The following is a 12395-nucleotide window of genomic DNA, read 5'->3' as shown; positions in this document are numbered from 1 at the left end:
ATAAAGCGTCTAATAAAAATAGCAATAGTAACTTGTAGTATGTCTTTTTGTTTTGCACAAAACGACTCTACCTATTACTATTTTGACAATACAACGCCTTTAGTGCAATTAGAACAAAAACTTAAAAACCTAAAAGACACCAAAGAGCAAGCGTTTTTTAAGTTAATCTATTTTAGTAGACTAAGAGAAATTGACTCTATGCGCAATTATCTTAATATCCTTAAAAACAAGCACACAATAGCCAATCAAAAAAAAAGCAAACTGCTTTATTTTGAAGGTTTTTTACATAAGATTACAAATAACGATTCTTTATTTTTTAAAAAAAGTAACGAAGCCTACCAACTTTCATTACATGCTAAAGACAGCCTAACCACGTTATACAGTTTATCTGCATTAGCACAATCTTATGATTATAATGATGACAATTATTATAACATAAATTACCTGAATGCATTAAGAGATAAATCGACAACCTATAACAACTCCTATTTTCAAAAAATTCATCTGTTCTTACTTGGTAATTATTATTTGTTTAGAGATCAAACTAGCAATTCTATAAAACATTTTAACCAATTACTCCATTCTAAGTTCACAAAAAAAGATAGCACCTATATTTTATATACCTATAGTAATCTTGGTGTACTGTATGAAACGGTTATTGAAAATTCAGATTCGGCTATTTATTATTATAAAAAGAAATTAGATTTTATAAATAAGAGTCCTGCACATGCAACTCCAGAAAATTATTTTAACACCTACTTAAACATTGCTACTTCATACAAATCAAAAGGTAAACTTATTACAGCTAAAAACTTTTATATGAAAGCAGATAGCGTTAAAAGCTTAAGTAATGCAGTGTTTAATAAATCGCTTATTAAAGAAAATTTAGCCGCACTTTATGAGCAAATGAATGATTTTGAATTAGCATATAAAAATTTAAAAGAGTACAACCTTTTATCAGATAGCCTAAAAACAGAAGAACAACATATTGCTGTTGCTAAAATTAAAGAACAATACGATAACCAAAGACTAAGAGCAGACCACCTAGAAAGCGAAGCAAAACGAAAACAAAACCAAAACCTATTAATTGCTTCTTTGTTTGTGTTACTTTTTGGTAGTATTACCGCCTTTTTAATTAATAAAAACACAAAACGAAAACAACTACTAGCAGAACAAGAACAAGAAATACAAAAACAAAAAGTAAGCACACTTCTTAAAGAACAAGAACTCTCTAGTATTGATGCCATGATTGCAGGTCAAGAAAAAGAAAGACAACGCATTGCTAATGATTTGCATGATGATCTTGGCGGACTCATGGCTACAGTAAAACTGCACTTTAACTCCTTAAAAGAAAAACAATCAGAAGACCTTTTTGATAGAACAAATGCGCTTTTAGACCAAGCATATCAAAAAGTAAGAAGCATAGCACATGCTAAAAACTCTGGTGTAATTGCTAAACAAGGGTTACTAAAAGCAATACATGAAATGGCTAATAAAATTTCTGCCTTAAATAAAATTCAAATAGAGGTAGCAGATCATGGCTTAGAAAACAGACTAGAAAACAGTTTAGAACTTACTATTTTTAGAATCATTCAAGAGCTAACCACTAACATCATTAAACATGCACAAGCAACACAAGCTACCATAAGTTTAACAAATCATGAAGACAGCCTTAACATTATGATAGAAGATAATGGTATTGGCTTTAACCAAAAAAACATTTCTAAAAAGGGAATGGGAATTCACAGTATTGATAAACGTGTAGAGCACTTAGAAGGAAAAATGACTATTGAGTCTGAAAAGAACCAAGGTACAACCATAATAATAGACATACCATTATGATACGACTAGCCATTGCAGAAGACCACCAATCCTTAATTGACGGATTACAATTATTATTAAAATACGAAGAAGACATCTCTATAATTGGAACTGCAAATGATGGAGAACATTTATTAGAAATTGTAAGACTAAAACAACCAAATGTCATTATTACAGATATACGCATGCCCAAACTAGATGGCATTGCAGCTACAAAAATAATAATGAAAGAGTTTCCTACCACTAAAATTTTAGCTTTTTCTATGTTTGACCAAATGGATGCCATAGAGCAAATGTTAGACGCAGGCGCTAAAGGATATATATTAAAAAACTCCTCCTTAACAGAAGTTTTACAAGCTATTAAAACCGTTTATAAAGGAGAAACATACTTAGATAAAAACATTGACACCAATGCGCTTGGTGCAGATAAAAACAATGCTAAAAAAGGCCTTTTAACCAAACGCCAAATAGAAATTTTACAACTAGTAGCACAAGGTAAAACTTCACGCCAAATTGCCGAGCAACTTTTTATAGGTATTCATACTGTAGATACACATAGAAAAAATATGATACGCATTCTTGGCCTTAAAGGTAAAGGGGAATTAATGCGTTATGCTTTAGAGAAAAAGTACACCTTTTTATAAACACACAGGTATTAACTTCTTATCATTTTAAAAAATCCCCAGTATTGGGGATTTTTTTGTGTACCTACCTTTTCTACTTTGCTATCATTATTAATCAAACATAATTTTATCATGAAAACATTTACAACTAAATTAAAAAACACATTCATTTTATGCTTTGTCCTTGTCTCATCAAGTGTATTAGCACAAACCATTATCACTGTAGATAATAATCCTGGCTCTACAACAACCCACCAGACCATTCAAGAGGCGCACGATGCAGCCACAGATGGAGATATTATTTATGTGCAACCCTCAAGCTCCTCCTATGGTAACATAATTATAGATAAAGAATTAACCATCATTGGTAGATCGCATAGCGAACCTAGTAAGGTTTCACAATTAGGAACTATTACTATTCGTTCTTCTAATGTAACCATTAAAGGTTTATACATTTCTTCTTTATACGCTTCGTCTTCTGGTGCACCAAACACACCTCCTTATATTGGGTTAAACATTTTTGACTCTTACTTTAATTCATACCTACAATTAGGAACAAATTCAGCAACTGTTATTCAAGATGATGTTACAGTAAGAGGTTGTGTTTTAGCTGGTACCAACTACATCTATGAAGATGCAACAAATGTTTTGTTATCTAATAATATATTTAAATCTAATAGTCCATTACGTATCTATAATACAACTAGCACTGTTATTGCTAATAATGTTTTTAAATTCACTTCTTCTTTATCCTTCACTAACTACAATACTTCAGGCACTGCTATTTTATATAACAACATGTTTATTACTAACTATGCATCAGATGCAACCATTAACTTTAATAACGGAGATTTCAACCTATCTAACAATCTTACCTACAACTATGGTAATGGTGATATTTTATTCGCAAATAGTACTACTGGCAGTTATTTAGAATCTAACACTTTAGCAAACACAGATCCTTTATTTACAAATGTAGACAATACAGTTTCCAACAGCTTTGCTGGTACTAGTAGCTATAACCCAAATTCACGTCTAGAAGATGATTTAACACTACAAGCTACTTCTCCTGCACTTACAGGAGGTGGTGGAGGTTCAGAAATGGGCTTATACAATAATGGTTTTTTATATAATATACTTGGTAATGCTAGAGGTATACCAACACTAGATATAATTAGTTATGATGGTGCTGTACCAAAAAACGGAACAATTAACGTAACTATTAACGCTAAAGCACATTAATTATGAAAGCGCAAAACACAAACATGCGCTTACCAAATAAGTATCTACTCGTATTTTTTATATTATTCTTTTTTAATTTTGCTACACTAACCTCGCAAAACATTCAACAATTAGAATATTATTTTGGTACAGATCCTGGTTTAGGCAATGGTACTTTGGTAAATGCAAATACAAACACAGGCGAACTTACACAAGCTTTAAACTTCTCTATTGCAGGTTTAAACCAAGGCTTTCATAAATTAACACTTAGGGCTCAAGACAATTTAGGTACTTGGGGATTTTACCACAATGTAACCTTTTATGTTTCAGAAGATTTTGCAGCTGGCGATCCTATTGCTAATATTGCAGGAGCAGAATATTGGTTCAATACAGATCCTGGACATGGAAACGGAAATCCTTTAACCATTTCTAGTAACCCAAGTGAAACCACAGAAAATTTTGCCATTCCTCTAGGTACACTAGAAGTTGGTTTTCATACCATTGGTATTCGTGTACAAAATCTAGATGGTGCTTGGAGCTTATTCGACAAAAAAACATTTTATGTCTCGGAAGAAATTAGTGCTGGAGATCCTGTTTCTAACATTGCTGGAGCAGAATATTGGTTTGATACAGATCCTGGTTTTGGTAACGGAAACCCATTAACTATCTCTGGTAGCCCTAATGATACAACAGAAAGTTTTGTTATTCCGCTAGGCACATTAGATGCTGGATTTCATAAACTAAGTCTACGTACTCAAAATCTAGATGGTACTTGGTCTTTATACCAAAAGAAAGCATTTTATGTTTTTGAAGCAGATGAAAACCTTCCTCCTGCTGCTTTAACAGAAGCTGAATTTTTATATGATGCAGAACTAGGCTTTGGCACAGGAACTTCAGCAGCATTAACACCAACAGGCAATACAGACGAATATATAGTAGAAATACCTACTAATATGGTAAGTTGTAACATACATGATGTTTGGTTAAGTATAAAAAATGCTGATGGCAATTATTCGCTATACAAAATTGCTATAGATGTAGATGTTTATGACAACTTACCTCCTACCATTGTAGTGCATCCAAATATTACTGCTGCGCTAGATGCAAACGGTCAAGCCGCTATAGATATTGAGGATGTAAATAACGGTACGTTTGATGATTGTGAACTAGTTTCGGTAGTATTAAACCAAGCCCAATTTAATTACACCTGTGCAGATCTTGGTGAAAATACAGTTACCATTACTGCTACAGATGCCGAAAACAAAGTTAGTACGCAAGAGGTAACTGTTACTGTTGTAGATAATATAAATCCTGTAGCAATTGCACAAGACATAACCATTCAACTAGATGCAAATGGAGAAGCAAGTATTACTCCTTCGCAAATAGAAAATGGCTCAACAGACAATTGCGCAATAGCAAGTAGTAGTTTAGACAACACCTCTTTTACTTGTGAAGATTTAGGAACAAATACAGTAACTCTTTCTGTAACAGATTCTAGTAATAATACCGAAACAGCAACTGCAATAGTAACCGTTGAAGATCTTATTAGTCCAACAGTAATTACACAAAATATCACTGTGCAATTAGATGCTAATGGTAATGCTACAATTTCAGAATCTCAAATAGAAAACGGTTCTACAGACAATTGTGCTATAGCAAGTAGCAGCTTAGATATTACTAGTTTTACTTGTGAAGATTTAGGCACAAACACAGTAACACTTTCTGTAACAGATACTAGCAATAACACAGGAACTGCAACTGCAATAGTAACTGTTGAAGACCTAATTAGTCCAACAGCAATTACACAAAACATCACTGTGCAATTAGATACTAACGGAAACGCTACAATTACGCCAAATATGGTAGACAACAATTCTACAGATAATTGCGCAATAGCAAGTAGTAGTTTAGACAACACCTCTTTTACTTGTGAGGATTTAGGCACAAATACAGTAACACTTTCTGTAACAGATTCTAGTAACAATACCGAAACTGCTACTGCAATAGTAACCGTTGAAGACCTTATTAGCCCAACAGTAGTCACACAAGATATTACTGTGCAATTAGATGCTAATGGTAATGCTACAATTTCAGAATCTCAAATAGAAAACGGTTCTACAGACAATTGTGCTATAGCAAGTAGCAGCTTAGACATTACTAGTTTTACTTGTGAAGATTTAGGCGCAAACACAGTAACACTCTCTGTAACAGACACTAGTAATAACACAGAAACTGCAACTGCAATAGTAACCGTTGAAGATTTAATTAGCCCAACAGCAATTACACAAAACATTACTGTGCAATTAGATGCTAACGGAAACGCTACAATTACGCCAAATATGGTAGACAACAATTCTACAGATAATTGTGCAATAGCAAGTAGTAGCTTAGATATTACCAGCTTTACTTGTGAAGATATTGGTGACAATACTGTAATGCTAACTATTACAGATGCTAACAATAATAGCGATACAGAAATGGCTATAGTTACAGTTCAAGATAGTATAGAACCAATAGTGCTTGCACAAGATATTACTGTAGATTTAGAAGGAAATCCTTCGGTTACCATTACAGCTAATGATGTAGACAATGGTTCTTCAGACAATTGTACTTTTTCTTTAAGTATAGATCAAGACACCTTTACGCTTCCTGGAGAATATCCTGTAACCTTAACAATTACAGATGGTTTTGGCAACACAACTTCCACAACTATTACAGTAACGGTTACAGATAGTTCTTTAAGTATAGAAGAAGAAACTATAACTAAAAACCAAATTAAAATATTTCCTGTACCAACAGATGCTATTTTAAATATTACTACCAATATGCAAATAGAAGAAGTAGTGATTTTTGATTTAAACGGAAAAAAAGTGCTTCAAATTAACGAAGCTACTTCTAAAATAAATGTATCTAAATTACAGGTTGGTATGTATATAATCCGATTTAAAGTAGAAGACAAATATATTACCAAACGAATGATTAAAAACTAGTTACAACAAGAAAAGTTTAATACAAATCATTTTTAATACAAATAAAAAAATCCCCTGCATTGGGGATTTTTTGCAGTATAACAAATCCTTAAATTTAATAAAACACCTTTACACCATGAATTCTATACTAATAACACTGTTAATTCTTCTTTTATTAAATTTTGCACTATTAAAGTTTAGCAGCAACAAATAAACGCAAGCACCTCTTTTTAGTGCTAAAAATAGTAGTTAGTATCACAAACAAACTGCTAACAACCATTTTTAAACAAAAAAAGCCTTCATGTATTGCATGAAGGCTTTTTTAAAAGTAAAAGTTACTTATTTCTATTCGGTAAGAAAACTATAAGTTTTACTATAGTTTAGCATTTGCCCAACAAAAGTTTCTGGTTGTGTTACTTGTATTGCAGTAATTTCACCTTCAGCATTCATTTCTGGTACAAGTACAGGATTTACAAACCCACTATAAGGAGCAGATGTAAATTGCTTGTTACGCTCTAAAATTTCAGCATGTAAATCTTGGTCTACTTTTACACCATAATTTTCTACTAATGCTTCAACAGCTTTATAATCTCCTTCAGATTTTATACGTTGTGTTTCGCGTAATAACTGACCAAATAAATCATGTAATTTATCATAATCATTAATGTTATAATAGGTTTTTCCGTCACGTGTAATTTTTTCTATCACGTTATCTGCTTGTCCTTTTTCAAAAACCCAAGCACTTACCCATTGTCTGTTTCGCATATGTGCTTCTTCTACATCATCTCCTAAGTTTAAACGAATTAATTGTGTCATCAATCCATTTCTAATATAACCATCATACGCTGCTTTTCCAACAGATTTCCAATCGTCTACCAAACCTAACTCTTGTAATTTAGGGTTGTATAAATAATAAAGACCTACTAAATCTGCACGTCCTTCTTCTAAAGTAGAGGCATAATTTTTAAGCGTTTCTTTAGTTTCACCAACACCAGGATTTAATTGTCCAGAAGCATGACCAATAACTTCATGCAATGCTGTGTGTAATTTATCTGCTAACTGTCCGTATTTTTCTTCTAGTTGCTCTTCTTCTTCATCGTTTACAAATTCTTTTAATCTACCTGTACTTCCTGCATTATTATAGGCATGAATTATGTTTCCTAAAGAAACCGATTTACTTCCTACAGCTGCACGAATCCAATTGGCATTTGGTAAATTAACACCTATTGGTGTACTTGGCGATGCATCACCAGCTTCACCTGCTACATTAACCACTTTGTAGGTTACACCAACAACATTTTTCTTTTTATGTGCATCCATCAAAGGAGAATTATCTTCAAACCATTGTGCGTTATCAGACAATACTTTCATTTTTTCAGACATGTCAAAATCGTTAATTTGCACAATACTTTCATAAGATCCTCGGTATCCTAACGGATCATTATACACTTCAATAAAACTGTTTATATAATCTACATTTCCTGCTGTTGCTGCTGTCCATGCTACATTATAATCATCCCAAGTTTGTAAATTTCCTGTTTTGTAGTACGCTATTAATAAATTTAATGCATCTGCTTGTGCTTTATTTTCAGCAACACCTTGTGCCAATTCTAACCATTTAACAATTTGGTCAATTGCAGCACCATATAATCCTCCAGATTTATAAACCATTTCTTTTAATTGGCCATTTTCTTTTACCAACTTAGAGTTTAATCCATAAGACAATGGCTTTTCTGGGTTTGGAGATTTTTTATCTTTATAGAATTTTTCTACATCGGCATTGGTAACGTTTGGTCCATAAAAATTAACTGCCGAAAGTGCTACATTATCTACACCTTTAGCTTGGTTAACTTTTTTAGCATCTTTATCGTTAAAAATAACTGCAAAAGCTTCTCCTTCTAAAGTAGTATCGGTTTCTGCTAATAACAGTTTTAAGTAATCTTCAGAAAATTCTGGTTTCAACTTATCGTTAGAGTAATGGTGGTGAATTCCGTTACTAAACCAAACACGCTTTAAATACATTTCAAAAGCTTTCCAATCTGCAGACGTCTTATCGCCATCATAATGTGTATAAATGGCTTCTAAGGCAGTTCTAATTTTAAGATTATGACGGTAATTTTGGTCCCACATAATATCTCTTCCTGCTAAACCAGCTTGCGTTAAATAATAAACTAGTTTTTGTTCTTTTAAAGTTAAATGTTCCCAACCAGGAATTTGATAACGTAATATCTTAATGTCTGCAAACTGCTCTACATTATAATCAAAAGTCTGTTCTTTTTTTACTTCAACAGGTGCTTCTACGGCTGTTTTCTTTTCTTGGTTACAAGACACCAAAACAGTACATGCTAAAGCAAAACTTAATAGTTGTTTCATTTTTAAAATTTTAAATATTGAAACACAAATGTAACACTTATTCAAACAGAATAAAATTGATTATCTTTGAAAAACACCTAAAACTGGATACATGAAAACTTTTAAGTACCTACTACTTGTAATACTAATCTTAATTATTGGTTTTTTCACCTACGTGGCTGTGCAACCCAATAAGTATGAAGTAAAAAGGACCAAAGTAATTAATGCGCCAGCAAAAATTATTTTTAACCATATTAACGACTTAAAAAAATGGGAAAATTGGGGACCATGGCATGATGCAGACAGTACTATTGTTACTACCTATTCTGAAAACACTATAGGTGTTGGTGCTAGTTCTAGCTGGACAAGCAAAGATGGACCTGGTAATATGAAAATTGTAAATACAGTGCCTAACCAAACCATAGACTTAAGCTTACAGTTTGGAGAATATGAACCTACAGATATTCATTGGATTTTAGAGGAAGCAGAAGAGGAAACCAAGGTAACATGGATAATGAAAAGCGACAATACGCCTTTTTTATTTAAAATTTTTGGCGCCTTATCTGGAGGAATGGATAACATGCTAGGTCCTATGGAAGAACAAGGATTAGAAAATTTAGCCAAAGAGGTAGATACCCAAATAAAAAATATGCCTAAAGCTTTTACTCTAGGAGAGGTAGAAGAAGTAACTTTACCATCACAAACATTTATTGGCTATTTACAAAAGACTTCAACAGATATGAGTCCTGAAGAAATGTCTAAACTTTTTATGGAGTTTATGCCTAAAGCAGGAATGTATATTGCAGACAAACTAACTCCAGAATCCTATATTCCTGGTACTTTTTACACCAAATGGGATGAAGAAACAAAGGAAGCAGAATTTTATATTGGTCTATTGTTAAAAACAGAAACAGCTCCTGCAGAAGGAATGACTAAAATAGAAATACCTGAAGGCAAAGCATTAAAAATTGCGAAGTTTGGCAACTATGGCAAAGGAGATTATGAAGCACACACTGCATTAGCAAAACACATGCAAGAAAATAATATAGAAATGAATGGCACTTCGGTTTGGGAACTGTATGTTAATGACCCAACAACTGTAAAACCAGAAGAAATACAAACAGATATTTACTATCCTATAAAATAAAGGAAGAACCATAACGTAATAAAAAAGCAGCTCCAAAAGAGCTGCTTTTTTGTTTTAAATAAACGATTACAAAATTAATTTCCTTTTAAACAAATGGTTTTTGGTAAATGTCTGCCATCATGCATTTTTATACTATTTACAATAGTTCGTGGTTTTGCGTACAGTGTAATAGCGCCACAATTTTTTGTTGTAGAAGCAGTAAACTCAAAGTTACCACTAAACGCTGTATCTGCAGGATTTGTTGGCGTTACATGCTCTAAAATAGTTACAGGAACATTATTAATATTTGTAGATAGTCTATAATATTCTATATGACTTTCAGACACCGAAAAATCACCTTTAATTGGCAATCCTTTTATAAAGTGCGAACAATCGCCATAGTTTTCTATGTTTAATTCTAAAACAGGACTTGCATTATCCATTTGAATAATTTTACTAAAGGATGTACCGTCCATATGCTCTATGGTAATTCTAATAGCATCATTTGTAGGATGATAAAATTTTGCAACCGCATTCAATGAATTATTTGATGCATCACCATAATAGGTGTACTCATTGGTTACTGGGTCCGGATTAGAAACATAAATGGCCTCATCCATAATAAACGAATTAGAAACATAATAACTAGAGCCATCACTCATATTATCTACTCGAACTTTGTAGCGTTGCCCATCAAAAGCATTCGTTTCTGCTTCTACAATAATAAGTCCACCAAAAGCACTACCCGAAGTAACAGGTAAACCCGTAAATTTAAAATGAGCACTTGGTATGGTTAGTCCTGTTGCATTAATATAATCTATATCTACACCACCAATGGCAACAATTTCTGGCCCATCTCCTTCAAAAACTCTTTTTGGTTGCAATTGTACATAAGACTCTAAAATATTACCCCATCTAGAACACGCCATACCATCAGGAGCTACATTCCAAGATAAAACGGCCTTTACTTTAAGCACCTGAGGTTTGGTACAATCTTTTTTTAAACCATCAAAATGATATGGCAAAACTACCGAATAAAACAACCCATTGTCTGGCACTTCTTGTATATCATGAACCGTTACATGTGAAGTTCCTGCATGCACCCATTCGCAGTTTTCTTCGTTTTGTATCCAAAAAGAAACATACTCTTTACTACCTGCAGTACATAAACCTCCATTATAGCCAGAAGATTTTTTAATTTTTATAGTTCCTACTAAGGCTTCTCTATGATAATCTGCACCAACACAAACTAATTCTTCATATTGGGTATCACAATTTAAGGTATTCAAGTCCACCAAACTATCGTTTAGATTCCAATTATTCACTTCAAACATATTTGAAATTTCATTGTACGCTATGCTATCCGAAATATGCATTGCTTGATGCAACTCTTTATAACCAAAACGATGTGGTTTAATTTTTTCACTATTGTATAAACCAGAAAGTTCTGTAAAACTTAATGCTTTAGGCATTAAAGAAGCTTTTGCTTTATTTAATACTGAAAGCTTTTCTGGGTGTTCAACACTTAATTGATTTAAAGATATATTAGGATTTAAAATTGCCGAATGAAACAAATCATCTAACTCGAAAATTGGAAAATTAGGAATGAAAAATTTATATGCATCCATTTGAATTTGTGCATCTTTTTTATCACTCCAAACATAAGTACCAATCGTTAATTCTGGATCATTTGGTTCTGGTATAACATTCCATGCAAGAACCGCTCTTACTACTGGTAAGTTAGCAGAAGTACAATTAGCTCTTTTGGGGTTAATATCTAATCGTACAACATAATTTATTGGCGTTTCATTATTACCATCACAATCTTTACTGGTAGCTATATCGTGTACATTTACACCTACAACACCCATATCTTCCCAACCATCACCATTTTGATAGTCCATATAAAATCGTACATATTCATAAGATCCGTTAGTACATAAGCTACCAGAATATCCTGTTGTTCTTTTAATATTAATTGTAGCTGTTAATTGTTTCTTTGCCGCATTATAACCTACACACCCCAAAGATTCAAAAGTGGTATTTAGCTTTTGGCTAAAAGCGCTTAATGGCGTTTTTAATTTTAGCTTTGAAAATACATTATGGTTAGAGGCTAAATAAGGTTTAAATTCTTGCCTTGCAGTTACTAGCTGCTTGTCGCTTAATTTTTCCATGATTTTTTTATTTAAGAAATACCTACTCTATTTAAGGTTTTTCGGCTTACACCTTTTTGCTAAACCAGTGTATTTTAAGAGGATGAATACAAATATTAATAGCCAAAAA

At 32.7% G+C, this 12395-nt stretch carries 7 protein-coding genes; 5 read left to right on the top strand and 2 right to left on the bottom strand.

What is annotated here, in order from left to right:
- The first annotated feature begins 39 nt into the window (after positions 1-39).
- The 4 genes from ACFSSB_RS02115 to ACFSSB_RS02100 all read left to right on the top strand — a co-directional run bounded on the left by ACFSSB_RS02115 (position 40) and on the right by ACFSSB_RS02100 (position 6655).
- Positions 40-1842, top strand: a complete 1803-nt coding sequence (locus ACFSSB_RS02115; RefSeq protein ID WP_379900459.1) for an ATP-binding protein — start codon at positions 40-42, stop codon at positions 1840-1842.
- Positions 1839-2465 (top strand): response regulator transcription factor, encoded by a 627-nt coding sequence (locus tag ACFSSB_RS02110; RefSeq protein ID WP_379900457.1) that lies wholly within the window; start codon positions 1839-1841, stop codon positions 2463-2465. Before ACFSSB_RS02115 ends, ACFSSB_RS02110 begins: the two co-directional genes overlap by 4 nt.
- 111 nt (positions 2466-2576) lie before the next feature.
- Entirely contained in the window at positions 2577-3686 is a 1110-nt protein-coding gene (locus tag ACFSSB_RS02105; RefSeq protein ID WP_379900455.1) for a hypothetical protein, read from the top strand.
- Between the two features lie 2 nt (positions 3687-3688).
- Entirely contained in the window at positions 3689-6655 is a 2967-nt protein-coding gene (locus tag ACFSSB_RS02100) for a T9SS type A sorting domain-containing protein (RefSeq protein WP_379900453.1), read from the top strand.
- A gap of 324 nt (positions 6656-6979) precedes the next feature.
- Here the strand turns inward: ACFSSB_RS02100 and ACFSSB_RS02095 are convergent, their stop codons facing one another.
- Positions 6980-9007, bottom strand: a complete 2028-nt coding sequence (locus tag ACFSSB_RS02095; protein WP_379900451.1) for a dipeptidyl-peptidase 3 family protein — start codon at positions 9005-9007, stop codon at positions 6980-6982.
- 91 nt (positions 9008-9098) lie between these two features.
- Here ACFSSB_RS02095 and ACFSSB_RS02090 point away from each other — a divergent pair, with 91 nt between their 5' ends.
- Entirely contained in the window at positions 9099-10133 is a 1035-nt protein-coding gene (locus ACFSSB_RS02090; protein WP_379900449.1) for a GyrI-like domain-containing protein, read from the top strand.
- Between the two features lie 74 nt (positions 10134-10207).
- Here the strand turns inward: ACFSSB_RS02090 and ACFSSB_RS02085 are convergent, their stop codons facing one another.
- Complete coding sequence (locus tag ACFSSB_RS02085; protein WP_379900447.1) at positions 10208-12286, bottom strand: hypothetical protein; 2079 nt, start codon at positions 12284-12286, stop codon at positions 10208-10210.
- Between the last annotated feature and the right edge of the window lie 109 nt (positions 12287-12395).

It is taken from the genome of Lacinutrix gracilariae (genome assembly GCF_042684485.1).
Taxonomy (GTDB): Bacteria; Bacteroidota; Bacteroidia; order Flavobacteriales; family Flavobacteriaceae; genus Oceanihabitans; species Oceanihabitans gracilariae.
The sequence above is the reverse complement of the archived record's forward strand: the minus strand, read 5'-3'. Positions and strand labels throughout refer to the sequence as shown.

What these genes read in the sequence shown, in the direction of transcription:
- ACFSSB_RS02115 (WP_379900459.1), top strand. Translation starts at nt 40, where the DNA reads ATGTCTTTTTGTTTTGCACAAAACGACTCTACCTATTACTATTTTGAC.
- ACFSSB_RS02110 (WP_379900457.1), top strand. Translation starts at nt 1,839, where the DNA reads ATGATACGACTAGCCATTGCAGAAGACCACCAATCCTTAATTGACGGA.
- ACFSSB_RS02105 (WP_379900455.1), top strand. Translation starts at nt 2,577, where the DNA reads ATGAAAACATTTACAACTAAATTAAAAAACACATTCATTTTATGCTTT.
- ACFSSB_RS02100 (WP_379900453.1), top strand. Translation starts at nt 3,689, where the DNA reads ATGAAAGCGCAAAACACAAACATGCGCTTACCAAATAAGTATCTACTC.
- ACFSSB_RS02095 (WP_379900451.1), bottom strand. Translation starts at nt 9,007, where the DNA reads ATGAAACAACTATTAAGTTTTGCTTTAGCATGTACTGTTTTGGTGTCT.
- ACFSSB_RS02090 (WP_379900449.1), top strand. Translation starts at nt 9,099, where the DNA reads ATGAAAACTTTTAAGTACCTACTACTTGTAATACTAATCTTAATTATT.
- ACFSSB_RS02085 (WP_379900447.1), bottom strand. Translation starts at nt 12,286, where the DNA reads ATGGAAAAATTAAGCGACAAGCAGCTAGTAACTGCAAGGCAAGAATTT.